Below are 24,090 nucleotides of genomic sequence, written 5' to 3'. Positions count from 1 at the left end.
GCAAATGATCGGGTTTTGAACGGGTGGGATTGGCAATGACAAAATCGGTGCCGGGTGTTTCGGTTTCCTATGCCCAGAGCGGCGCATCCACCAAGGCCAATTCGCTCGGCATGCGCGCCATGCAGGAGCGCGCCTATGAGAAGCGCGGCGAGCAATATCTGCTGATCAAATCCCCGCCAGCGTCTGGCAAAAGCCGCGCGCTCATGTTCATCGCGCTCGACAAGCTGGCGAACCAAGGTCTGCGGCAGGCGATCATCGTCGTGCCGGAAAAGAGCATCGGCGCGAGCTTCGCCGATGAGCCGCTGAGCACATACGGATTTTGGGCCGATTGGGTCGTCACCCCGAAGTGGAACCTCTGCAATGCGCCGGGCGAGGATGGCGGCAAGGTCAACAGCGTCGGGGCCTTCCTCGACAGCGACGACACAGTGCTGGTCTGCACCCATGCCACGTTCCGTTTCGCGGTGGACAGATTTGGCGTTGAAGCCTTCGATGATCGGCTGATCGCGGTGGACGAGTTCCACCACGTTTCCGCCAACCCGGACAACAGGCTGGGCCAGCACCTCGCCGAGTTCATCGCGCGGGACAAGGTACATGTCGTCGCCATGACCGGAAGCTACTTCCGGGGTGATGCCGAGGCTGTGCTGTCCCCCGGCGACGAGGCAAAATTCGATAGCGTCACTTACACTTACTATGAGCAGTTGAACGGCTACGAATGGCTGAAGCAACTGAATATCGGCTATTTCTTCTATTCGGGCGCCTATGCCGACGACATCCTGGCCGTGCTGGACCCGGATGAGAAAACCATCATCCACATTCCCAGCGTCAATTCGCGCGAAAGCACCAAGGACAAGATCAAGGAGGTGAACCACATCCTTGACGCCCTGGGCAGCTGGGAGGGCGTGGACGAGGCCACCGGCTTCCAATTGGTGAAGACGGCAGCTGGCAAGACCTTGCGCATTGCCGATCTGGTGGACGACGACGCCAACAAGCGCGCCCGCGTTCTCGCCGCGCTCAAAGACCCGGCGCAGAAGAACAACCGCGACAATGTGGACATCATCATCGCGCTGGGCATGGCGAAGGAAGGTTTCGACTGGATCTGGTGCGAACACGCGCTGACCGTCGGCTATCGCGCCAGCCTGACCGAGATCGTCCAGATCATCGGCCGTGCCACCCGCGATGCGCCAGGCAAGACCCATGCCCGCTTTACCAATCTGATCGCCGAGCCGGATGCTTCCGAAAGCGCGGTGACGGAGGCGGTGAACGATACGCTCAAGGCCATTGCCGCCAGCCTGCTGATGGAGCAGGTGCTGGCCCCCCGCTTCGAGTTTAAGCCCAAAAATCCGACCAATGTCGCCGCGCCGGACTTCGACTATGGGCCGGACGGCTATGATCCAGAGAAGTGCAATGTCGGCTTCCATGAGGAGCGCGGCGTTTTCCAGATCGAGATCAAGGGCCTCAACGAACCGAAATCTCCCGAAGCCAACCGCATCTGTCGCGAGGATTTGAACGAGGTGATCGCCAGCTTCGTGCAGGACAAGGTGACGATGGAGCGCGGCCTGTTCGATGAGGAACTGGTGCCGGAGGAACTGACCCAGCTGCGCATGGGCAAGATCATCAAGGACAAATATCCCGAACTGAATGAGCAGGATCAGGAGGCTGTGCGCCAGCACGCCATCGCCGCGCTCAATCTCACCCAGCAGGCCGCACGCATCGTCGCCGGCGAGCCCAGCGGCAACACCGCGCTGATCGACGGCGTGCGAAAATTCGCGATGGACGTGCGCGAACTCGACATCGACCTGATCGACCGCATCAATCCGTTTCAGGAAGCCTATGCGATCCTGGCCAAGACGATGAGCGAGGATCGCCTGAAACAGGTTGCCGCCGCCATCGCGGCCAAGCGGACCAGCTTTTCGCCGGAAGATGCCGCTGAATACGCCGATCGCGCTGTCCGGTTCAAGAAGGAGCGGGGGCGTCTGCCCTCCCTGACCGCCAGCGATCCATGGGAAAAGCAGATGGCCGAAGGCGCCGCCGCCTTCATGCGCTTCAGGAAAGAGGGCCGTTATGGCGCGTGACCTCAATCTTGACGAGCTTGCCGCCGAGCTTGCGGATTTCGCTCCGCCCGAAGCGAAACTTGGGCGAACCCCGCGCGAAGAGCGCATCATCGCCGGCTTCGAAGAAGTGCAGCGGTTCGTGGATAAACACGGCCATGCTCCCCGTCATGGCGAGGACAACGACATTTTCGAGCGGCTCTATGCCGTGCGGTTGGACCGCCTGCGCGAGCAGGAGGATTGCCTGGCCATTCTCACGCCGCTGGATCGCCAGGGGCTGCTTTCAGGCAGAGGTGCACCGCTTACGGAAATGAGCGAGGACGATCTTGCCGCCGAACTGGAAGGCTTTGGCGAAAGCGACATTACCGAGCTTCGTTATGTCCGCACCACTGCCGAAAAGCGCGCCGCAGAGGAAATCGCCAACCGCGAGCCGTGCGAGGACTTCGACCGCTTCAAGCCGCTGTTCACCGCGGTGCAGGCCGATCTCAACAGTGGGGCGCGTATCACGCAGCCCATCCGCAAGGATGCCGGTTTCCTGAAAACCGATATCCGGGAAGGCGAGTTTTTCATCCTTGGCGGCCAGACCGCCTATGTCGCCGAGGTGGGCGAAACCTTCAAGGCGCCCAACGGCGAGGACGATGCACGGCTGCGCGTCATCTATTCCAACGGCACCGAGAGCAACCTTTTGCTCCGTTCGCTGCAACGCGCACTGTACAAGGATGATGCCAGCCGCCGCGTGTCCGAGCCGAACGCCGGGCCGCTGTTCGCCAGCGCAAACGAGGCTGACGATCTTGCCAGTGGCACGATCTATGTGCTGCGCAGCAAGTCCGACAATCCCATCGTCGCGGCAAATCGGGAGGTGCTGCACAAGATCGGGGTAACCGGCGGCGACGTGACGCGACGCATCGCCAATGCCCGGCTGGACCCGACATTCCTGATGGCGGATGTCGAGATCGTTGCCACCTATACGCTGTACAACATCAACCGCGTGAAGCTGGAAAACCTGATCCACCGGATATTTGCGCCGGCGCAGTTGGATATCGAGATCAAGGATCGCTTCGGCAATCCGATCGTGCCGCGCGAATGGTTTCTGGTGCCGCGTTTTGCGGTGGACGATGCGGTGGCGCGGATCAGGGACGGCACGATTACGGATTATGTCTATGATCCGGCGACTGCGCAATTGGTGCAGAGGGGGTGATGGTGGAGGCTGAATTGGGGTGATCGGGCGCGAATGGTGAGCATTACGGTTCGTCGCGCTGGCTGGATTCCCGCCTTCGCGGGAAAGACGAAGGGGGGTTTGGGAATGGAGATGTAAGGGTGGCGCCCCAATGACGAACGCCCCTACCCCACGATCACATGGGGTACGAAGCGGGAGAGGTTGCGGGTGATGCGGGTGCTGTCTTCACGTATGCCGAGGCCCGCGGCGCGGTCGCCGATGATCCAGCTGCCGAGCACGGCGTGCTGGCCGTCGGTTTCGAACAGCGAGGCATAGGCCTGGATCACGCGCGGATGGTGGGCGTAGGCGCCGGGGGCCTGTTCGACCACCTGGCCGCCGTCGAGCAGCTGAATGTTTTCCCCTTCGCGGGAGAAGATCGGCTTGGCCACGGCACGGTCCATGTCGGCGGCCAGTGGATCGCCTTCGAAATGGCAGCGCAGCAGATTGGGGTGGCCCCTGTGCCGTTCCCACAGCAGCGGCAGCATCGCCTTGTTCGACAGGATCGCCTTCCACACCGGCTCGACGAAGACGCCGGGGCGCAGGTGCCGGGCGAAATCTTCGCGCAGCATGTCTTCCCAGGGATAGAGCTTGAAACAGCGATCGATGCTGCGGTCCTGCAGATCGGTGAAGCGACCGTGCGGATCGATGCCGATGGCGCCGATATCGATCAGTTCGGCCTGGTGCCCGGCCTGTATCGCGCAATCCATCAGATAGGTGGTGCTGCCGCGATCTTCCTCATTCGCCATCCAGCAGGCGAAGTGGAAAATCCGGTCACGCGGGAAGGCGGCGAAGGCTTCGACCAGGCTTTCCTGCAACAGGTTGAACTGGTCCGTGCCGGCCGGGAGCACGCCGGCGTCGATATTGTCCGTCAGCCAGTAATGCTGAAACCAGGCGGCTTCGAAAATCGAGGTCGGCGTATCGGCATTGTATTCCAGCAGCTTGGCCGGACCGGTGCCGTCATAAGCGAGATCGAACCGGCCATAGAGATGGCGGTCGCCCTGGTTCCAGCTGTCCCGCAGCAGATCGAAATGCGCCTCCGGAATATGCAGCCGGTGGAGCTGGTCTTCGCGGTTCACGACATCGGCGACCAGATCCAGGCACATGTCATGCAGCTGGGCGCTGGGGTCTTCGATGTCGCGCTCTATCTGGTCCAGCGTGAAGGCGTAGGCGGCGCCTTCCTGCCAATAGGGCTGACCATACATTTCGTGGAAGCCGAAGCCGGCGTCACGCGCGTGGTCGCGCCAGTTGGGCCGTTCCGGGACGAGGAAACGCTGCATCTCAGCCGCCGAAGCTGGCGCTGCTGCTCGATTCACTTCTGCCGAAACCGCCGCGCGCGGCGGTGGCTGTGTTGACATTGACTGGCTTGAGCATGGTCTTGCCGCCCTGGCGCGACATGGCCACGGTTGAACCGGCGCGATCGCGATAGACCGGGCCGCCACCATTGGCGCCGCCGGCGGCATAGGAAGGCACGCGGCCATCGCGGTTGAAACTCTGCTGCATCATCCGCGACAGGACGAAGCCGGCCATGAAGGGCACGAAGAAACCCGTGCCGCCGCTGGTGGCCTGTTGCGCGGTTTCGGTTTGGGGGGCGGTTTCGCATTTGTGCTGGCCCCATTCGGCCTCGCACTCTGCCTGGCTGGCGAATTGGGGCGCGGCGGCGGCGTGTTCCTGCTCCGCAGTGCTGCGTGCGCCTTTGCACAGCTGCTCGTCGAAACCGGCGGCGGTGCATTCGGCCAGGGTGGTGAACTGCACATCTTCAGCCGGCAGATCCGACGCCTGACTGCTGCAGCCCGCGAGGCTGGCGGCGGCGATGCTGCCCAGCACCAGGCGGGGAGGCATGCCGGACAGGAAACGGCGCGACGGTTTGCTCGCAGACATGGCTGAAATTCTTCCCCCTGATAGGCCCCGGTCGGGCGATTCACCCGATCCGGCGTGTCCGTAGCACGGAAATCCTAAAGTTTTTGCCCCGGAATGCGGCTGGCCTGCAGCACCCAGTCCGCCAGTTGCGCATCCTCCCACTCATCGGCTTCGTGCAAATGCCAATAGCGCACATTGGGCACTTTGGAAGAAATCGGCGGTTCGGGATCGAGGCTGGTGCCGGTCAGGAAGCCGAGCTTGATGTAGCGATCGAAGCAATGGAAGCTGAGGAACCAACCCGGCTGATCCGCGGCACCATAGAAAGGCGTGTTCCATTTCACCGCCTTGCGCACATCGGGCAGGGCCTGGCTGATAATTGCATCGATCCGGCGGCCGGTGGCGCTTTTCCAGCCGGGCATGGCGGCGATATAGGCCTGCACCGGCGCATCGCCATCGCCCTTGGGGATCTGCGGATTGCCGCCGGACAGCAGTTTTGGCGTCTTTTGATCCGTATCGTCAGCCTTGCCGGGCATGCCATTCTCCTTCACTGGAAGGGTAGCATGCCCGGAAGCGCGATCAATGGATCAGCTGAAGCGGCCCCAGACGAAGCGGCTGGAGAGGGCGAAGTTCCAGACCGAGCCGATGGCGATGCCGATCAGCGCGGCAGGATATTCGTGGAAGCCGAAGCGGACCAGCAGCGCCGCCGCGCCGACATTGGCGAGCAGCCCGACCGAGCAGGTGAGCGCGAACTTGGCCCAGCCCTGCAACAGACGGCCGGTGCCGGTGAGGCGCTTGTCCGCATAGGTCAGCCAGTTGTTGAGGAAGAAGTTGAAGGTCATTGCCACCATGGCGGCGAGGGTCTGGCCGATTTCGAAATCGGTGATCAGCTGATCGCGCAGCGTGCCCCCGAAGGCGGCCAGCCAGGCGGAGAGCACAGCCATATGCACGACCACGCCCAGGGCGCCGATCGTGCCGAACAGCGCGAAACGGGTGGGGATGATGCGGCCGAGCCATTTGTCATAGAGGCCGACGAGGAATTCGAACACCACGGTGCGGTCCAACTTGCTTTCCCCTTCCGCGCGCGCGGCAAAATTGAGCGGGAATTCCTTCACCCGCATCGGCGTTTCCACCGTGGCGAGAATATCGAGCAGGATCTTGAAGCCGATCCCGGAAAGCTTGCCGGCATTGGCGCGCAGGGTTTCCGCGCGCAGCATGAAATAGCCGCTCATCGGATCGCTGAGATCCACGCCCGTCACCTTGCGGGCCAGCGCATTGGCCATGCTGGAGGCCTTTTCGCGATCGGGGCGGTTCCATTGTTCCATGCTCGCGCCTTCCGCAAAGCGGCTGGCATAGGCGAGATCATATTGGCCCGAGCGGATCGCATCGAGCATGCCCGGCAGCAGCGCGGGATCATGCTGATGGTCGGCGTCCATCACCGCGACGATCGGCGCGGAGGTGGCGCACATGCCCTCTATCGCGGCGCTGGCGAGGCCCCGGCGGCCGATCCGCTGGATCACGCGGATGCGCGGATCGGTGCGGCCGATGTCGCGGCCAGCGTCGGCGGTGCCATCGCGGCTGTTGTCGTCGACGAAGATCGCTTCCCAGGCGATGCCCTGCAGCGCGGCTTCGAGCCGGGCGACCATGGGCGCGATATTGCCCCGCTCATTGAGCGTGGGCAAGACGATCGCCAGTTCCAGCGGCCGTGCGGCGGCGGCGCTTATCTGATCTGCCGCAGCTTCCGCCATGTTCAGAGGCGCGCGAGCACGGCGTCGCCGATTTCGGCGGTGCCGGCACTGCCGCCCAGATCAGCGCCCTTGATGCCGTCTGCGAGCGTTTTGGCCACGGCAGCTTCGATCCGCGCGGCTTCCGCCTCCAGCGAGAAGGAGTGGCGCAGCATCATCGCAAGGCTGAGGATCATGGCCAGCGGATTGGCCTTGCCCTGCCCGGCGATATCCGGCGCGCTGCCGTGGATCGGTTCATACAGGCCTTTGGTGCCATAGGCCGTCTGCGTTTCGCCGAGCGAGGCGCTGGCGAGCAGGCCGATCGAGCCGACGCACATGCTGGCCTGATCGGACAGGATATCGCCGAACAGATTGCCGGTGACGACGACATCGAACTGGCCGGGATTGCGGACCAGCTGCATCGCGGCATTGTCGACATACATGTGGCTGAGTTCGACGTCGGGATATTCGGCCGAAACCTCCACCACGACATCGCGCCAGAGCTGGCTGGTTTCCAGCACATTGGCCTTGTCCACGCTGCACAGCCGGCCACCGCGACCCTGTGCCGCGCGGAACGCGACATGGGCGATGCGGCGCACTTCGTCTTCGGCATAGGACATCAGATCGAAGCCCTGGCGGCGGCCATCGTCGAGCCGGCGGATCGCCTTTTCGCCGAAATAGACGTCACCATTCAGTTCGCGCACGATCAGCAGATCAATCTCCCGCGCGACTTCCGGGCGCAGGGCGGACAGATCTTCGAGGCCGGGGAACATGGTTGCCGGGCGCAGATTGGCGAACAGCGTCAGCGCCTGGCGCAGGCCGAGAATGGCCTGTTCGGGGCGCAGGTGGCGTTCCAGATTGTCGCAGCTGGGATCGCCCACGGCGCCGAACAGCACGGCATCGGCGGATTTTGCCAGTTCCAGCGTTGCCGGCGGCAGCGGATGGCCGTGCTTGTGATAGCCGGCACCGCCCACATCGGCATCTTCGACGATCACGCCATCGAGCGCCAGCGCATCGAGCACCTTGCGCGCTTCGGCCATGATTTCGGGGCCAATTCCGTCACCGGCAAGACAAGCAATCTTCATTCCACGATCCGTCCAAGCAATTCTCTAAGTCGGGAGCGGGCGGCCATAACATCGCCGTGCCGCTCGGCAAGCAGGTAACGCGTCAAAGCGGGGCGCAAATCATCCAGCGCGGCAAGATTTTCGGTAAAATCGCGCGCGGTGACGCCGGAGAGCGCCCTGCCCCCGCCTGACAGCGCATGAGCCCCATAGCCCAATTCCCGCAGCAGCAGGATTTCATAAGCGACCAGCGCCGTGATCCAGCCGCGTGCGGAAGGGGCGTGGCAGACCGCGGTGAGCAGCGCATCGAGCGCGGAGAACAGCGGCGGGAATGCCTGGCGTTCGGGCAGCGCGCTGGCAGTCAGGGCACAGGCCCAGCTGATCGCGGCCGCCGGCAGCGGTTCGGCCAACCAGGGCGCGCGACTTTCGAGCAGTTCCAGCCTGGCGAAGGGCAGCTGGCTGTCGTTGCGCGCAGACAGCTGCAACTCGACGCGATTGCCGGGAATCACCACCGGGCGCAGGGCGCGCCCACGCCCGCCGGCGACATAGGCGGCGACGACGCCGTGATCTTCGGTCAGCAGCCGGGCGATGACCGCCGTTTCGCCATGGGCGCGGGCGGCGAGCAGAATGGCAGGACAGCGCAATTGCATGGCGGGGTTCCGCCCATCAGCCAGGCCGACCGGTCAGACAGAATGGCCGATCAGGCGTCAGCCCCTGGCAGCAAGCTTTGCTTCGAGTGCGGCGATGCGTTCTTCCAGCTGGGCGCTGTCTTCACGGGCGCGGCTGGCCATGGCCTTGACCGCGTCGAATTCTTCGCGACTGACGAAATCCAGCCCGCCCAATGCTTCACGCAGGCGTTCGCGGCCAGCATCGCGCGCTTCCCGCGTCATGCCGGCAAAGGTGCCGGCAGCGCTGTTGGCGAGCTTGACGAAATCGGCGATCAGAGGGTTTTCGCTTTGCATGGGCCCTATCTGGTGCGGCGCGGGGATTTCAGCAAGAATATTTGATGAAATCCCGGTGATGATCCGCAATCAGATTTCAAACCGCTGCACTGCTGCACTGGGCGTGGCGCCATCGGCATCGGGATTGAGATCGAGAAACTGCCAGTTAAGCAGCGTGGCGAACAGCACCCACAGCAGATAGGGGATCAGCAGCAGGCCGGCGGCACGCCGCACCTTGAAGAACAGCACCATGGTCAACAGCACCGCCAGATCCAGCAGCACCAGGATAAACAGTGCGCCCGTGATCTGATGCGCGGCGAAGAAGGTGGGCGACCAGGCCAGATTCAGCGCCAGCTGGATGCAGAAGGCCAGGATCGCGGGCAATTGATAGCGCGCGCCCCAGGCGGCGCAGATCATGGCCAAGGCAAAGCCCATCATCGCATAGAGCAGAGTCCAGACGATGCCGAAGGTGACGGGCGGCGGGAAGGTGGCCGGTTTTTCCAGCATCTGGAACCAGGGATTATCCCCCGAGCTGCCGGCCAGCGTGCCCGACAGATAGCCGAGCAGGACGACGGCCGGCACGACGAACAGGGCCCAGCGTAGAAAACTCGCGCGAAGTTGCGCCGGTGTTGCGAGACGGTTCATCGATTCCTCAGGTCGCGATTCGGGCGCAATAGTGACGAGCCGCGTGCTGCAGCGCAACTTGCCATCAGCGCCTGTCCCACGCGGGGAAAGGCCGGTTATGTCGAGGCGGCCTGCCGACTGGCGGAAACGAGGAATTCCACATTGCCCTCGCTGCCGGTGATCGGACTGGGGGCGAGATCGTCGATCGCCCAGCCCAGGCCCGTCAGCCAGTCGCACACTTCGTCACACACGCGGGTGTGGAGCGCGGGATCGCGGATGATGCCGCCCTTGCCCACTTCTTCCCGCCGCACTTCGAACTGCGGCTTGATCAGCGCCACCAGCCGCGCCTGCGGAGCAGCGAGTTGCAGCGGCACTTCGAGCACCTTGGAAAGGCCGATGAAGGAAGCGTCGCACACGACCCAATTGCAGGGGCGATCGATCAATTGCGGGGTCAGCGCGCGGGCATTGGTCTGTTCGAGCACAGTGACGCGCGGATTCTGGCGCAATTTCCACGCCAGCTGATTGGTGCCGACATCGACGGCAAAGACATGATCGGCGCCATGGCTGAGCAGCACCTCTGTAAACCCGCCGGTCGAGCTGCCGATATCCATGGCGACCGCGCCGGTCGCATCAAGCCCGAAATGGCGGATCGCATGGTCCAACTTGACCCCGCCGCGCCCGACCCAGGGGTGATCACGCCCCTTCACCTCCAGCACGCAATCTTCTGCAAGCTGTTGACCGGGCTTGTCTATCCGGCGTTCTGCCACGAACACCAGCCCTGCCATCACCAGCGCTTGCGCGCGGGCACGGCTTTCGGCGAGGCCGCGTTCCACGAGCAATTGATCGATCCGTCTCTTCACTGCCATATCGGGCAGATAAGGCCGACAACCCGCCCCGGCCAGCCCTGTTTGTGAGGCAGCTGGTCGGCAAGGCTTGGCCAACAGGCTTGCGCAGGGCGGTCAGTTGGGATCAGAAGGAGCGCACATGTATTTTTGCCCGTCCCTTCCTTCCGTAGCTGCGCCGGGGCCCGACCGCCTCAATCCTCCCGGCCATGCCGGTATCGCCCGCGTTCTGGAGTCTTGCCGTTGACCACAAAGTTCTGCCCGGATTTCACAGCACGCACCCCCGCCGGCCACCGGCTGAACGGGGATGGATGCGCGGCACACAGGTTATCCGGGCAGACCCGATCGCTGCGCCATATCGCCGGGGCCATGGCCCTGGCGGCGGGCATGATGATCAGCGGCTGCGTGCCGAGCGCGCCGCAGCCGACCCCGGCCCCCACCACGCCGCAGCCAGCCCCTGCACCGCAGCAGCCCGCGCTGCCGCCGCCGGCCCCGCCCGCTGCGGTCAGCAATTGGCTGGACGCGCCGCAGACGCCGGGCGACTGGAGCTATCGCGCGGCGCAGGGTGGCGGCATGGCGCTGTTCGGCAATCCGCAAACCGGCGCGCTGTTGACCATGCGTTGCAACCGCGCCGCCGGCATGGTGGAAATCGGCCGCGCCGGCCGCGCCACCAACCAGGTGACGATGCAGATCCGCACCGAAACCGCCGAGCGCACGCTGGCCGCCGGGCCCGCCCAGGGCAACACCCCGGCGATCATCGCGCAGGTGGTGGCGGGTGACAGCCTGCTGGATGCCATGGCCTTTTCCCGGGGCCGGTTTGCCATCGATGTGCCCGGCACAGCGCCGATCTATGTGCCGGCCTGGCCCGAAGTCACCCGCGTGGTGGAAGACTGCCGGTAGGCGCCGCAGCGCCCGGGCGGCAGCGCGACTTCCAGTATTCGTGCCGAGGGACTGACGGCGCTTTGGCGCCGCCTGCGCGTGATTGCATCGCGTGCAATCAGATCAGGTGATTTTCGGGCGTTTGCGGAGCACAGAATTGCTGCAGCGCGAAACACCAATTCTGACGGCGAAAAAATCAAATACAAGACTTGTGTTTGAGCCTGCCGAAACCAATTATCTCTCTCGGAGCCGCGGTCCACGCGGTTCTGCCCCCGGTGAAGCGAGGGGCACAGCTTCTTAGCGCGAAAGGAGGTGACCGATGTCTCATGGTTCAGCAGGGAGGTCGGTAACGACCCGCTCGGAGCATTATCGGTAATTCTTCATTCGCCGATAGAGGCTCCGTAGGCGGCAGTTCCGGCCGCTGACCATGCGAAGGGCGGTTCCGCGAAAGGCGGAGCCGCCCTTCTCATTTTCGGCATCTGCGAATAGAGCGGTTTTCGATCCGATTGCATCGGATCGCCGCTCTATTTCCCTTTGTTTGCCGCAATTTCCGAGTCAGCAGGTCATTCCACCTGCTTAGAAATTGCTCTAGAGATCATTCCGACGGCGTTTTCGTCGATGACTTACTGAAAATTTCAATTTGTATTGCATTGGCGACATTTTCATTCAATAGCGCCTCCAACACAGATCAAGGAACGCAGATATCATGGCGAGTCTCGCCGAGCCCGGCCTCACCCTCACCCGCTTGCCCCACCCCGCCCCGCTGCCCGCCGCGCAGCGCGAGGCCCTGATTGCCGACCCCGGCTTCGGCAAGGTGTTCACCGATCACATGGTGTCGATCGACTGGAGCGAGGAAAAGGGCTGGCACCGGGCGGTGATCGGCGCACGTCAGCCAATCGCGCTCGATCCGGCAGCGGCCGTGCTGCATTATGCGCAGGAAATCTTCGAAGGGCTGAAGGCCTATCGCCTGAACGATGGCACGATGGCGCTGTTCCGCCCGGAAGAAAACGCCCGCCGTTTCAACGATTCCGCCCGCCGTCTGGCCATGCCGGAACTGCCTGAGGACGTGTTTGTCGATGCGGTGACGCAGTTGGCGCTGACCGATGCCGACTGGTTCCCCAAGGTGGATGGCGGATCGCTGTATCTGCGCCCCTTCATGTTTGCATCCGAAGCGTTTCTGGGCGTCCGCCCGGCCAAGCGGTACAAGTTCCTGGTGATCGCCAGCCCGGCCGGCAATTATTTCAAGTCCGGCGCCCCCGCCGTCTCCATCTGGGTCAGCCGCGATTACACCCGCGCCGCGCCCGGCGGCACCGGTGCGGCCAAATGCGGCGGCAATTACGCCGCCAGCCTGGTACCGCAGGCAGAAGCCATAGAACGCGGCCATGATCAGGTCGTGTTCCTGGATGCAGCGGAACATCGCTGGATCGAAGAACTGGGCGGCATGAACCTGTTCTTCGTGTTCGATGACGGGTCGATCGTCACCCCGCCGCTGTCTGGCACGATCCTGCCCGGAATCACCCGCAACAGCCTGATGACGCTGGCGCAGGAAAGCGGCCTGACGATCCGGGAGGAACGTTATGGCATCGACCAGTGGAAAGCCGATGCCGAGAGCGGCCGGCTGGTGGAAACCTTTGCCTGTGGCACGGCGGCAGTCGTGACCCCGGTGGGCAAGGTTGCCAGCCATGATGGCGAATTCACGATCGGCAGCGGCGGCCCCGGCCAGCTGACCAGCAAGCTGCGCGAACAGCTGGTAGCGATCCAGCGCGGCACTGGCGAGGATCGCCATGGCTGGGTCAAGCGGCTCGGCTGAGACGACATAGTATCATCTGGCCCGTGGCGGCCTGGATAAGGAGGCAGTTTCATGACCACTTTCATCCGGGCCCTGCTGGCCGGATCATTCCTGGCGCCGGTGATAATCGCCGCCGCCCCGGTTGCAGCGCATGATGCGCCGACCGATGCGACCAGTGCTGTGGCCGGTGCGGCGGCCTCCCCGGCCAGCGCGGACTGGGTCGCGCGCAGCAATCAATACACGCAGCAATTGCTGGAAATGCAGGCGCAGTTCCAGCCCGAGGGCGCATCGCAGGCGGGACTGGAACAGTTCGACGGGCTGGCGATGGATCTCGGCCCCAAAATCGGGGAGCGCTATGTCGCGGCGTCGCGCGCCATGCAGGACGAGTTCAAGGCTGCGCTGGCGCGCGAAACCGACCCCAATCTGAAGCAGGATCTGGCGATCCTGATCGCATCGCTGCAGCAGGATATCGACGGCACGCAGATCAGCGACCGGCTGATGCTGGACTGGTATGATGTGCCGCAGATGATCTTCGGCAATATCAACAGCCTGCTCGACGATCAGGTCGCGCCCGAACGGCGGGCCAAAGCCAGGGAATTGCTGGAACGCTATACCGGCATCCACCCCGGCACCACCCCGCTGACGGAGCTGGCCAAGGCCCGCTTTGCCGACAGCCGCGCGGACGGCAAGATCGGCCCCTATCGCGGCGATCTGGACGATACGCTGCCCAAGATCCCGACCTATATTGCCGGCATCCGCGAGCTGTTCGCCAAATATGACATTGCCGCGCCCGAAGCGCTGGATGCCCTGGAGCGCCAGCTGACCGAATATGGCGAGTGGGAAAGCGCCACGATCGTTCCGCTGGCGCGCGACAGTTTCCGGCTGCCGGAAGAGCTTTATGCGTTCCGCCTGCGGCAGGTGGGGATCGATATTCCGCCCCAGGAGCTGATCGAACGGGCGCGGCGCGGGTTTTATGAAACGCGCGCGCAGATGGAGATGCTGGCCCCGCAGGTGGCGGCCAAGCTGGGCCTGCCCACCAGCGATTACCCCAGCGTGATCACCGCGCTGAAACAGGATCGCATTCCGCAGGACCAGCTGGAAGCCCGCTATGCCCAGGTGCTGGCGCAGCTGGAGGAGGTGATCCGGCGGGAAAAGATCATCTCCCTGCCCGATTATCCGGTGCTGATGCGGCTGGGCAGCGAGGCGGAAAATGCCGCCAGCCCGGCCCCGCACATGCTGCCGCCCCGGTTGATCGGCAACACCGGCGAGCGCGGTCAGTTCGTGCTGACCACCGGGCCGGCCACAAGCGACAGCACCGGCTTCGACGATTTCAACTTTGCTGCCGCCGCCTGGACCCTGAGCGCGCATGAGGGGCGGCCGGGGCATGAGCTGCAATTCGCCCAGATGGTGGAGCGCGGGGTGAGCCAGGCGCGGATTCTCTACGCCTTCAACAGCACCAATGCCGAAGGCTGGGCGCTGTATACCGAGGCCGAGATGCTGCCCCATGAGCCGGTCGAGGGACAGCTGATCGCGCTGCAGCACCGGCTGCTGCGCGCGGCGCGGGCCATGCTGGACCCGATGCTGAACCTGGGGCTGACCGATGTCGCCACGGCCGAACGCGTGCTGCGGGATGAGGCGCGGTTTTCGCCCGCAATGGTGAAGCAGGAAGTGGATCGCTACACCTTCCGCATGCCGGGGCAGGCGGGCAGCTATTTCTATGGTTATGGCCGCTTGCTGGATATCCGCATGGAAGCCGAGCTGGCGCTGGGCGACAAGTTCGATCGCATGGCGTTCAATGATTTCGTGGTGGGCCAGGGGCTGCTGCCGCTGGATCTGCTGGCGCAGGCGGTGAGGGAACAGTTTGTGCCGGCGCAGCGGGGGCGGTGAGGTTCGCGTTGAGGGTGCCGCTGATGTTGGGCGCGTGGCCTTCGACGAGCTCAGGCTGAGCGGGGTTTGGTGCTTGGGGTCCAGGGGAATTGGGACGTAGTGCCTCGCTGACAGCGGCCCCGGCCTGCGCCGGGGCGACGATTGGGGGATCGTTCGTTCCGGTCTTTTTTTGCGTCTGGTACCCTGCCGCAATTTGCGGCCTGCTCCACATCCGCTCGCCCTGAGCTCGTCGAAGGGCAGGCACTGCGTTTGCCTTTGCCGCTGAGGTGGGGCGCATGGCCTTCGACGGGCTCAGGCTGAGCGGGTGTTGGTGATTTGGGTTGGGGAACTCGGGGGTAGTGCCTCGCTGAGAGCGGCCCCGGCCTGCGCCGGGGCGACGATTTGGCGGGGGCGCCCTGCCCTTACACGCCGTTGGGATAGATGGGGACGATATCGACCGGGATGTCGTCCATGGCGGCGATGGCGGCCTGGGCGTGTTCGTCCAGAACGGCCCAGCGGGCGAAGAAGGCCTGGGTGCCGGCATAGTCGCCCCGGGCCTGCAGCATCAGTTCTTCGGTCAGGAGATCGCGCAGCGCGGTTTCCATCTTTGCCTCGTCGATCACGAAGCGGCCGAGGTTTTCGTTCCAGGCGAAGGCGCCATGGGCCTTGAGCCAGCCATATTGGGCCGCAGCGCCCTTGCCATGGGCTTCGCCGGTGCCGAAGCGCATGGCGCGGAAGATGCCGGCGAAATAGGTGGCCCAGAGCTGGCTCTTTTCCGCGATCGGCAGTTCACCCTGTTCCATCATGTAGAGGATGTTCCACACGCCCATGATGTCGGCCTTGGATTCTTCCAGCGCGGAATATTCTTCGCGCAGCTCTTCACCCACGGTCGTCTGGCGGCCGTTGACGGTGATCGAGCCCGGCCCGAGGCTGTGGGACAGTTCGTGGAACAGGGTTTCCAGTTCCATATATTTCTTCACCACCAGCCGCGCCTGATCCGGCGCCAGCACCAGCGCGCCGATGGGCTGCAGGATGCGATCGTATTTGGCGCCCAGCACATTGGCCAGGATCACCTTCTTCGCACCCTTGGCTTCGCGCACGCGTTCGTCATTGGGCAGGTTGAAGGCGATGGTCTGCACACCGGGGACATTGTCGCCCCCGCCGCGCACCTGATCGGCGACCGCGATCGGGCTTTCGAAGCCGCGCTGGAAATTCTTGTGTTCGTCGGGGATCGGCAGGTTCTGTTCCATCGCGCGCAGATGGCTCTTGTATTTGTCCAGCGCGGCCGAGGCCTGCGGATCACGCAGGGTGACGAAGCTTTCAAACGCGGTCTTGGTCCCCAGCAGACGATCCGTATAGACCTCATAGGGGCCGATCGCGACCTCTATCGGGGTGCCGGACAGATCCATCCAGGCCAGCTCGCTTTCGAAATAATCATCCGACAGGAAACTGTCCGCCCGCAGCGCCAGGAAGCGCTTGAGGCTGGGATTGGTGGTGATCGCGGATGCCTGGCGCAGGAGATCGGCCGCAGGTTCCAGCCATTGGCGGTATTCCACCGAATAGGGCACCGTCACCAGCCGCGCGCCATCGCGCTTCACCACCGTATAGGGGCTGGTCAGCGCCGGCTTCTGATCCGGATGAGCGGCGAGATAGGTGTCGAATTCCTCCCGCGTCAGATCGGCTGGATAGAAGCCGGCGCCGAGCGGCATCGGAGTTGTGCCCCAGAACGGGTGGTGATCTTCAAGTTCATCCCACGGGCCGAAGCTGCGATCGAACAGCTGCAGCAGCTGATCGCGGTCCGCGCGGCGGTTGCGCTCTATCGCGCTGCGAATGGTGTCATATTCGGGCGTGCGCTGATGCTGATAGATCTTGCTCATCAGATCGGAGGCCTTGATCAGCAGATTGACCACCTGCCGTTCTTCCGCCGTCAGATAGGATGTGTCGGGCGCCATCGGCACTTCGGCCATTTTCGCAAGCTGGGCGGCGACGTTGTATTCGGCGGGTTCCGCCGCAATCGGCGTGTCAAAGGCGGGCGGCGCGGCCAGCGGCGGATTGGCGGCGGTTGCGGCGAAGTTCGTCCCGGTCTGGGCGCAGCCGGCCAGTGCGAGCGCGATGGGGGAAGAGATCAGCAGAAAAGCATTGCGCGTGGCAGAGCGGCCCATGGGGATGTCCCGTAACAAGTGAAACCTGATACCGCTTCCCTAGAGCAATTTCCAAGCAGGTGGAATCACCTGCTGGCTCGGAAATTGCGGCAAAGAAAAGGGATTGGAGCGGCGATCCGATGCAATCGGATCGCCGCTCCAAGCTCGTGAAGCGTCCGCGTGAAGGGGTTGGCTGTAGCGATCGGCTGCGGATGAAATCCAACGCTGCCGGCTTCGCCAGCGGGAATGTTGCGAGGACTATTTCAGGAAAATGTCGGGATGCCGATCATGCGGATGACAATCAGGAAAAGAAAACGCGGCACAAAGGCCGCGTTTCTTAAGTCCATCTGTTTAAACCGCCTCTGCGGTAACATTTCCACTTGGGAAATATTGGCGCGCCCGAAAGGATTCGAACCTCTGACCCCCAGATTCGTAGTCTGGTGCTCTATCCAGCTGAGCTACGGGCGCGCTCTGGAGGTGGCCAAATAGCAGGGATTTTCAGCTTGGCAACCCCTGATCCGTCAGTTTTTTCAGCAAAGCGCGATCCATCGGGGCGAGCGCCAGTCTTTCCGCCTCCGCCGGGGTGAACCAACCCCATGCTTGGCCTTCACATGGGGTGACCGCGCCGGACCAGCTGTCTGCCGTATAGAGAATCAGCAACAGCGCCGGATGACCGGATTCGGCGGCCGTTTCGGCGAATCCTGCGGGTTGGAGCGCCGCGATATCGATGGTGATGGCCAGTTCCTCGACAATTTCGCGCTGCAGGGCTTGCATCGGCACCTCCCCCGACTCAACTTTGCCGCCCGGAAATTCCCACAGACCGCCGTGCCGTTTTCCCGCCGGGCGCTGTTGCAACAGCAGGCTGCCGTCAGAACGACGGATGGCCGCAGCCACGACCAGCAACAGAATTGTCGGATTTTTTTGCAACTGGAGCCCTTCCATCAACCAATACTTAGGAATGTTCATACACAATCCGCAGGCCGGAGCAGTTTCCAGGCAGGGGCGTTCCGTATGAATTTGTCGAAGCTTATCCGCCGCCTGACCCGCAATGAACATGGGGGGACGGCCATTGAGTACGGGTTAATCGTTTCCCTGGTCGTCATTGCGATTGTTGGCGCGATGAAGGGTGTTGCCGACGAAAACATCAAGTTCTGGGGCCGGGTTGAGACAAGTGTAAAAGCTTCAACCGATTAGCGAATTATCAAGAATTGAGGACTATTTCCCAGATTGTCCGCAGCACAGCAAACGCAGCAGACCGGGTATCGAAGACCTCAACCAGGAGACCATCATGAAGTTTTTCAGCAAGCTGATCCGCGACGAACAGGGCGCCACCGCAATTGAATACGGCCTGATCGCAGCGCTGATCGCCGTTGCCGCCATCACCGCCATGTCGACCCTGGGCGACAATCTCGAAACGACGTTCACGACCGTTTCGGACGAACTGGGTTCGAACAACACCGCACGCTAAGGCTGACAATCAGCCTTAATGGTGTGACGAAAGGGCGGCAGAGCAATCTGCCGCCCTTTTCTTGTGTCCGCTGTCAGTTCGCCTTCACGACGATCTTGTACTTCTGCCCGGCAACGATCTGATTGTCGGCCGTCAGCCCGTTGAGCACGCGGAAGCGTTCGACCTGGCCGTCGGTGAAGGCCATCCGCCCGGCGAGCGACTGCACGGTGTCGCCCCGCCCCGCCGTGATCACGCTGATCCGCCGCGGAATGACCTGAGCCGCTTCCTGCGCGGTGATGCGCCGCATCGACTGGAACATGGAATTGAACACCCCGGCCCCGCCCGCCGGCGTGATGGCGGCGAAATGGTAGGCCTGGTTGTTGGCGAACTGATAGGCAAACACCGAAACATCGACCTGGCTCTGCCCCGAGGCGACCCGCGCCGTGCCATAGGCGGCCGGAATGCCGTTGATGGTGGTGCGCTGAAGCTGTTGCGGGGCGAGCTGCTGCCCTTGCCCGGCCAGGCCCTGGAACACTTGCCGCACATAGGCATCGATATTGCCGCTGAAGCTGGCGGTGCTCATCTGCGCGCGCCCGCTTTCGCCATTGATCGACACCGCCTGCGCGCCATTGACCATGTAGAAGCCTTCGGGGGCGGTGAAGCTGAGGCGCATGGCCGGGTGGATGAAGGCACGCCCTTCGATGACGCCCTGCTGCGGATCATCACCATACATCAGCCCGTTGACGCGGGTAAGGAAGACATCGGCATTGGTGACCCCGGTGGCGTTGCCCGCCTGGGCGAGTGCGCTCTGCACGCGGCTGGCGGGATCCGGGTGGGTGGAGGCCCATTGCGGCGCCGTGGCGTTGGCGCGGCCCTGCAGGCTGGCGTCGAGCGCATTCTGCGCCGCGAGGCTGTAGAGCAGCGTGCCCATGGCGCGCGGATCATAGCCGGCGCCGCGCAGATACTGGATGCCCAGCTGATCAGCCTCCAGTTCCTGGCTGCGCGAATAGCTGAGCGTGGCGAGTTGCGGCGCAGTGCTCGACAGTTCCTGTCCCAGCCGGCCGAGCGTCGAATCGCCCAGCAGCACGCCGGACAAAACCGAACCCAACACACCGAGCAGCTGGTTGCGCTGGGCCGTCTGTTGCCGGCGCGCGGAATGGCGGGCAGCGACATGGCCAACCTCATGCCCCATCACCCCCGCCAGTTCGGCTTCATTGTTCATCAGCCCGACCAGTTGGCGGGTGACATAAACATAGCCGCCGGGCACGGCGAAGGCATTGTTGACCGAGCTGTTGAGCAAAGTGACGTTGAAGGCCGACTGGCTGTTGGCGAGACCCGACTGCAGCGCGATCTTCTGCCCGACCTGTTCGACATAGCTGGCCTGCGGGCCGGACATGGCGCCGCCGAATTCGGCCACGAATTGCGGGTGATATTCGGCACCCTGCTGCGCCTCTGCCGCAGAAATCGGCGATCCGGGAGCGATGGCTGCGCCCGGAACAGTGGCACAGGCCGCCAGCGACAGGCTGGCGACACCGGCCAGGCACAGACGGGCAAGAACAGTCCGGGAATGCGGCATTTCAGAGCTCCTCCAACATTGTCCGGCAATTGCCATAGCCCCTGCCGCTTGTCACCCTGAGGCACGTTGTTACCGGGCGCGCCAAATCGCGCCATGAACCGCCATCAGTTGCAGGCTGTACCAAGCAAAACGCCGCCGGTTCCCGAAGAACCGACGGCGTCTGAATTTCTCGATTGTCTGTGCCGGCAACCGGGCCGGATCAGCCTCAGCCCTTGACCCCGATCGCCAGGAAGCGATCTTCGCGCTTGCGGCGCAGTTCGGCGGGATCGCGACCGACCAGCTGGTTGAGTTCATCGGTGATCGCCAGCGAAAGCGCATCGGTCGCCGCAGCCGGATCGCGATGTGCCCCGCCCATCGGTTCGGGCACGATACGATCGATCACGCCCAGGCCAAGCAGATCCTGCGCGGTCATCTTCATGGCTTCGGCGGCCTGTGGCGCGCGCTCAGCGGTGCGCCAGAGAATCGAGGCGCAGCCTTCGGGCGAAATCACCGAATAGACCGCATGTTCGAACATCAGCACGCGTTCGGCGCTGGCCAGCGCGACGGCGCCGCCCGATCCACCTTCGCCCACGATCACCGCCACCATCGGCACCGGCAGCGCCAGGCAGGCTTCGGTCGAACGGGCGATGGCTTCGGCCTGGCCGCGTTCTTCGGCCTCGATTCCCGGAAATGCGCCGGATGTATCGACCAGAGTGACCACCGGCAGGCCGAACCGGCCGGCCATTTCCATCAACCGGATCGCCTTGCGATAGCCTTCCGGCTTGCCCATGCCGAAATTGTGGCGCAGCCGGCTTTGCGTATCATGGCCCTTTTCATGGCCGATCAGCATCACCTTGCGCCCGCCGATCGTGGCGAAACCACCCATGATCGCTTCGTCATCACCATAGAGACGATCGCCGCCCAGTGGCATGAAATCGCTGAACATTCTTTCGACATAGTCGCGGAAATGCGGGCGGGAGGGATGCCGGGCGACCTGGGTTTTCTGCCAGGGCGTGAGCGAAGCATAGGTACTGGCCAGCAGTTCCGCGCTCTTGGTTTCCAGCCGCTGCAGCTCGGTGGAAATGTCGACGTCATCGCCCTGGGACGCAGCGCGCAGTTCCGCGATGCGGGTTTGCAGTTCGGCGACCGGCTTCTCGAATTCGAGGTAAGAAATCATCGCAACGCGCTAACCGCCCTTATCGCCGGCTGCAAGAGGATGCCGTTCATTGACCAGCGCAACCAGCCTTGCGGCATCCACATGGGTGTAGATCTGGGTGGTGGTGATATCGGCATGGCCGAGCAGGGTTTGCAGCACGCGCAGATCCACCCCGCCTTCGAGCAGATGGGTGGCAAAGGCGTGGCGCAGCACATGCGGGCTGACCGCTGCGGGATCGATATCCGCCCGCGCGGCCAGTTCGCGCACCAGCTGGAACAGGCGAATCCGTGTCAGATGCTTGCCGCGCGAAGGGAAGAGATAGCGGCTTTCCACCCCGCGCAGAGGTACCCAGCGCGACAGGGCCTGACCAGCACGGTGCGAAATCGGGACCATGCGCTGCTGCCCGCCCTTGCCCGTGAGATTCAGCAGCGGCGCATCGCGCGGGATTGCTGAAAGCGGCAGGCTGACCAGCTCGGTCGCGCGCAGGCCCGATCCGTAAAGCAGTTCGAGCAAGGTAAGCAGCCTCACGGCCGGCGGGCTGTCGCCAGCGGCTTCCTGTTCGGCGCGGTCGAACAGCGCGGCGACCTGAGCGTGGCTGAGGATTTTGGGCAAGGGACGGCGCGTTGCCGGACGGGGCAGGAAGGCCGAGGGATCATCCGCGCGCCAGCCTTCATCCTGCGCAAAGGCGAAGAACTGCCGCAGGGCCGAAGCCTTGCGCGCCACGGTGGCGGGCGAGAATTCCGCCCAGAGCGATCCGAGTCGGCCCAGTCCTTCGCGGTCGACCGCGGCCAGATCTCCTAGCTGTTCGGCCGTGGCTTCCAAATCGCGGCGATAGGCGGCCAGCGTGTTCAGCGCGGCACCGCGTTCGGCGGCCTGCATGGCCAGGAACGCATCGATCGCCGCGCCCATCGCGGATGCTTATCCCCGTGCGACCGCTTCGGCGGCGATCATGCGGGCGTCGGCTTCCAGCCCGACCATGCGCAGCGCGCGCACGATATGGAACAGGTGGCGGGCGCTCATCTTGTCCCACCCGGTGCCCTGCATGCCGACCCCGGCGAGCAGCGCGACGAGCGCCGGATTGTTGACCTCCGCCGCCTTGTCGATCCGCTGACTCCACACACTGTCACGCTCAAGATCGACGCCCAGCTGGCTGGAATAGCTGGCCACGGCGCCATCATCGAGCCGGCCGAGACCGGCCAGACCTGCGAGCAGGAAGCGCGATTTGCGCTGACCGTCGCTGCTGTCCCCATCGACGAAATTGCCGAAGGCGCCGGAGCCGACCGGGCTGTTGCGCTGCGGCTGGGCCAGTGCCAGCAGGGCCCAGCCCTGGCTGCCTTCACCCACGACGCTGCCCCAGCGCAGGGCATTGCGATCAAGCCCGGCGGACAGCATTGAAGCGACCAGATCGGCAGCATCATCGGCCAGCGCATCGCTGACCGGGACGCGGGCCGCCGCATAGGCGGTCAACACCTGGCGGCCATAGGCGGGCTGATCCCCCCACAGGCCGCGCATGGCCGTCAGCCGCGCGGCGACATCATTGGCGGTATAGGCTTCACGCAAAAGCCGGGCGCGATCGCGCAGATCGCCGGTAATTTCCGCCGTGGCCCAGACCTGGGAATAGAGATCCACCATGGCCGAGGCTGACAGCACGCCGCGCGCGCCGGCACGATCGGCCGAGGAGGCCCGCTGCTGCAGCGGGGTGGCCGGGATCAGCACATCGGAAAGATCATAGGCGGGATCGGCTGCGTTGCGCAGATCGGCGGGAATTTCCACGCCGAGCGACCGGGCAAGGCCGAACCGCCAGGGGGTCAGTTCCTTGACATTGCCCCATTCGATGGTGACCGCGCGGCGGCCCTGGCTGGCGGCCCCTGCGTAACGCTGGGCCAGCAGCGCATCGATCGACGCGGTGCCGCCGCTGCGCTGGGCCCGGCGAAGCTGGCTTTCGGAGCGGGAGGCATTGCCTTCATGCGCCAGGCAGATCGCCTGCAGCATTTCCCACTGCGCATCGTTCCGCTGCGTCGCCTTGAGCCGCATGACCGGGCAGAGACCGAGAATATCGCCTGTCGCGAAGTAGGCGGCGAAGGCCGCATTGGTGAGCGGCAGGGTGTAATTCGCCGAATCGACATCCTGCACCAGCGCCCGCGCTATCTGCGCCTCCCCCATGCGGTTGAGCAGGGCGGCGCGTTGGGCGGCGAAATCGGCCGGATTGGCGCCGGTGGGAGCATCGAGCCGGCTGGCCAGCACGCGGCGCAGCAGCATGTGGCCCCAGCGCGACACGATCGGGCCGCGCGTCCCCTCCATCGCCTTGCGCACCAGCGCTTCGGGCTGGCCGGCCAGCGCGCGCGGGCCAAAGCCGCCTTCCTGCGTGCTGATGACGCCGACCTGGCTCATGGCGCGGCGGGCAGCGGGGGGGATGTCGAACTTGGGCTTCAGGCCGAGCAGCTCGTCCAGCTCATCCGGATCCATCGCCTCCATTTCCCGCAGCGACGGGAAACCCGATGGCAGGGGAGCGCCGGAAACGAGCGGCGGCGGGATGACGGGCACCGGCATGCCGATGCCGGGAAGCGGTGCGGGCGCGGCGGCCTGTCCGGTTGCGGCGGGGGCGGGACGCTGCGCCGATGCCGAAGGGGCCGAGGGGGCGGGCGCCGGGCGCTGGGCAGAGGGGCGCGGCGCGGGCGCGGGCGCTGGTGCGGGATTGTCGAACACCGGCGGCAGCAGCGATTCCGGCGCGGCGAAGGCCAGCGTGGAACTCAGCGCCAAGGTGGAACTCAGGGCCAGTGCAGCACCGGCCAGCAGAACGGCATGTCTCATCGCGTGTTCCCCGGCAATTCCACAGGCTGTTCGATCAGCCGCTGCTGTTCCCGCCCGCCATCATACCAGGCGAACAGCAACAGCACGATCAGCACCGCCAGCAGTCCAGACCAGATCTTACCCAGGCGCATTGCCA

At 64.1% G+C, this 24,090-nt stretch carries 24 protein-coding genes and 1 tRNA gene; 8 read left to right on the top strand and 17 right to left on the bottom strand.

Going from position 1 to position 24,090, the window contains the following annotated elements:
- Positions 1-35: 35 nt before the first annotated feature.
- Both GRI97_RS07435 and GRI97_RS07430 read left to right on the top strand, forming a co-directional pair.
- On the top strand, positions 36-2,072 hold the full coding sequence (locus GRI97_RS07435; RefSeq protein WP_161390413.1) for a DEAD/DEAH box helicase: 2,037 nt from the start codon (positions 36-38) through the stop codon (positions 2,070-2,072).
- On the top strand, positions 2,062-3,246 hold the full coding sequence (locus tag GRI97_RS07430; protein ID WP_161390412.1) for a GIY-YIG nuclease family protein: 1,185 nt from the start codon (positions 2,062-2,064) through the stop codon (positions 3,244-3,246). Before GRI97_RS07435 ends, GRI97_RS07430 begins: the two co-directional genes overlap by 11 nt.
- 143 nt (positions 3,247-3,389) lie before the next feature.
- Here GRI97_RS07430 and GRI97_RS07425 read toward each other — a convergent pair whose 3' ends face one another.
- From GRI97_RS07425 to GRI97_RS07385, 9 genes are all read right to left on the bottom strand, one after another.
- Positions 3,390-4,541: a glutathionylspermidine synthase family protein gene (locus tag GRI97_RS07425; RefSeq protein ID WP_161390411.1), complete on the bottom strand. Its 1,152-nt coding sequence runs from the start codon at positions 4,539-4,541 to the stop codon at positions 3,390-3,392.
- A gap of 1 nt (position 4,542) precedes the next feature.
- The gene (locus GRI97_RS07420; RefSeq protein WP_161390410.1) at positions 4,543-5,142 is read right to left on the bottom strand and encodes a DUF1190 domain-containing protein; all 600 of its coding nucleotides are present in this window, start codon (positions 5,140-5,142) and stop codon (positions 4,543-4,545) included.
- 74 nt (positions 5,143-5,216) lie between these two features.
- Entirely contained in the window at positions 5,217-5,654 is a 438-nt protein-coding gene (locus GRI97_RS07415; protein WP_161390409.1) for a DUF1801 domain-containing protein, read from the bottom strand.
- Between the two features lie 51 nt (positions 5,655-5,705).
- Positions 5,706-6,866 carry a glycosyltransferase gene (locus GRI97_RS07410; protein ID WP_161390408.1) on the bottom strand — a complete coding sequence of 387 codons (1,161 nt, stop codon included), beginning with the start codon at positions 6,864-6,866 and terminating at the stop codon, positions 5,706-5,708.
- Positions 6,867-6,868: 2 nt separating this feature from the next.
- On the bottom strand, positions 6,869-7,927 hold the full coding sequence (leuB, locus tag GRI97_RS07405; protein ID WP_161390407.1) for a 3-isopropylmalate dehydrogenase: 1,059 nt from the start codon (positions 7,925-7,927) through the stop codon (positions 6,869-6,871).
- Entirely contained in the window at positions 7,924-8,553 is a 630-nt protein-coding gene (gene recO, locus GRI97_RS07400; protein ID WP_161390406.1) for a DNA repair protein RecO, read from the bottom strand. Before recO ends, leuB begins: the two co-directional genes overlap by 4 nt.
- A gap of 57 nt (positions 8,554-8,610) precedes the next feature.
- Entirely contained in the window at positions 8,611-8,865 is a 255-nt protein-coding gene (locus tag GRI97_RS07395; protein WP_161390405.1) for an accessory factor UbiK family protein, read from the bottom strand.
- Between the two features lie 69 nt (positions 8,866-8,934).
- Complete coding sequence (locus GRI97_RS07390) at positions 8,935-9,489, bottom strand: TspO/MBR family protein (protein ID WP_161390404.1); 555 nt, start codon at positions 9,487-9,489, stop codon at positions 8,935-8,937.
- 95 nt (positions 9,490-9,584) lie between these two features.
- Positions 9,585-10,334, bottom strand: coding sequence for a TlyA family RNA methyltransferase (locus GRI97_RS07385; RefSeq protein ID WP_161390403.1), 750 nt, complete (start codon positions 10,332-10,334; stop codon positions 9,585-9,587).
- A gap of 219 nt (positions 10,335-10,553) precedes the next feature.
- On the opposite strand from GRI97_RS07385, the gene GRI97_RS07380 reads away from it, so the two are divergent.
- The 3 genes from GRI97_RS07380 (at position 10,554) to GRI97_RS07370 (ending at position 14,865) form a co-directional block, all read left to right on the top strand.
- A complete protein-coding gene (locus GRI97_RS07380; protein ID WP_161390402.1) occupies positions 10,554-11,210 on the top strand; it encodes a hypothetical protein in 657 nt (218 codons plus the stop codon).
- Between the two features lie 685 nt (positions 11,211-11,895).
- Complete coding sequence (locus GRI97_RS07375; protein ID WP_161390401.1) at positions 11,896-12,999, top strand: branched-chain amino acid aminotransferase; 1,104 nt, start codon at positions 11,896-11,898, stop codon at positions 12,997-12,999.
- A 51-nt stretch (positions 13,000-13,050) separates the two neighbouring features.
- Complete coding sequence (locus GRI97_RS07370) at positions 13,051-14,865, top strand: DUF885 domain-containing protein (RefSeq protein WP_161390400.1); 1,815 nt, start codon at positions 13,051-13,053, stop codon at positions 14,863-14,865.
- Between the two features lie 401 nt (positions 14,866-15,266).
- On the opposite strand, the gene GRI97_RS07365 is transcribed toward GRI97_RS07370, so the two are convergent.
- Positions 15,267-17,006, bottom strand: a complete 1,740-nt coding sequence (locus GRI97_RS07365) for a dipeptidyl-peptidase 3 family protein (RefSeq protein ID WP_161390399.1) — start codon at positions 17,004-17,006, stop codon at positions 15,267-15,269.
- 59 nt (positions 17,007-17,065) lie between these two features.
- On the opposite strand from GRI97_RS07365, the gene GRI97_RS07360 reads away from it, so the two are divergent.
- On the top strand, positions 17,066-17,326 hold the full coding sequence (locus GRI97_RS07360; RefSeq protein ID WP_161390398.1) for a hypothetical protein: 261 nt from the start codon (positions 17,066-17,068) through the stop codon (positions 17,324-17,326).
- A gap of 50 nt (positions 17,327-17,376) precedes the next feature.
- On the opposite strand, the gene GRI97_RS07355 is transcribed toward GRI97_RS07360, so the two are convergent.
- Together GRI97_RS07355 and GRI97_RS07350 are read right to left on the bottom strand one after the other, a co-directional pair.
- Positions 17,377-17,453: transfer RNA gene (locus tag GRI97_RS07355), tRNA-Arg, on the bottom strand.
- Positions 17,454-17,483: 30 nt separating this feature from the next.
- A complete protein-coding gene (locus tag GRI97_RS07350; RefSeq protein WP_235917637.1) occupies positions 17,484-17,951 on the bottom strand; it encodes a (deoxy)nucleoside triphosphate pyrophosphohydrolase in 468 nt (155 codons plus the stop codon).
- A gap of 45 nt (positions 17,952-17,996) precedes the next feature.
- Between GRI97_RS07350 and GRI97_RS07345 the strand changes: the two genes are divergently transcribed.
- Positions 17,997-18,179, top strand: coding sequence for a Flp family type IVb pilin (locus GRI97_RS07345; protein WP_161390397.1), 183 nt, complete (start codon positions 17,997-17,999; stop codon positions 18,177-18,179).
- 94 nt (positions 18,180-18,273) lie between these two features.
- Positions 18,274-18,453 carry a Flp family type IVb pilin gene (locus GRI97_RS07340; RefSeq protein ID WP_161390396.1) on the top strand — a complete coding sequence of 60 codons (180 nt, stop codon included), beginning with the start codon at positions 18,274-18,276 and terminating at the stop codon, positions 18,451-18,453.
- A 73-nt stretch (positions 18,454-18,526) separates the two neighbouring features.
- Here the strand turns inward: GRI97_RS07340 and GRI97_RS07335 are convergent, their stop codons facing one another.
- From GRI97_RS07335 to GRI97_RS18790, 5 genes are all read right to left on the bottom strand, one after another.
- Positions 18,527-20,008, bottom strand: coding sequence for a M48 family metalloprotease (locus tag GRI97_RS07335; protein WP_161390395.1), 1,482 nt, complete (start codon positions 20,006-20,008; stop codon positions 18,527-18,529).
- Between the two features lie 205 nt (positions 20,009-20,213).
- Positions 20,214-21,164 (bottom strand): acetyl-CoA carboxylase carboxyltransferase subunit alpha, encoded by a 951-nt coding sequence (locus GRI97_RS07330; RefSeq protein ID WP_161390394.1) that lies wholly within the window; start codon positions 21,162-21,164, stop codon positions 20,214-20,216.
- 9 nt (positions 21,165-21,173) lie between these two features.
- Positions 21,174-22,052 (bottom strand): tyrosine recombinase, encoded by an 879-nt coding sequence (locus GRI97_RS07325; protein WP_161390393.1) that lies wholly within the window; start codon positions 22,050-22,052, stop codon positions 21,174-21,176.
- A 9-nt stretch (positions 22,053-22,061) separates the two neighbouring features.
- Positions 22,062-23,954 carry a hypothetical protein gene (locus tag GRI97_RS07320; RefSeq protein ID WP_161390392.1) on the bottom strand — a complete coding sequence of 631 codons (1,893 nt, stop codon included), beginning with the start codon at positions 23,952-23,954 and terminating at the stop codon, positions 22,062-22,064.
- Positions 23,951-24,085 (bottom strand): hypothetical protein, encoded by a 135-nt coding sequence (locus GRI97_RS18790; protein WP_268891156.1) that lies wholly within the window; start codon positions 24,083-24,085, stop codon positions 23,951-23,953. Before GRI97_RS18790 ends, GRI97_RS07320 begins: the two co-directional genes overlap by 4 nt.
- Positions 24,086-24,090 lie beyond the last annotated feature (5 nt).

The organism is Croceibacterium xixiisoli, assembly GCF_009827305.1.
GTDB classification, from domain to species: Bacteria; Pseudomonadota; Alphaproteobacteria; order Sphingomonadales; family Sphingomonadaceae; genus Croceibacterium_C; species Croceibacterium_C xixiisoli.
This window is presented reverse-complemented; position numbering and strand designations above follow the sequence as displayed.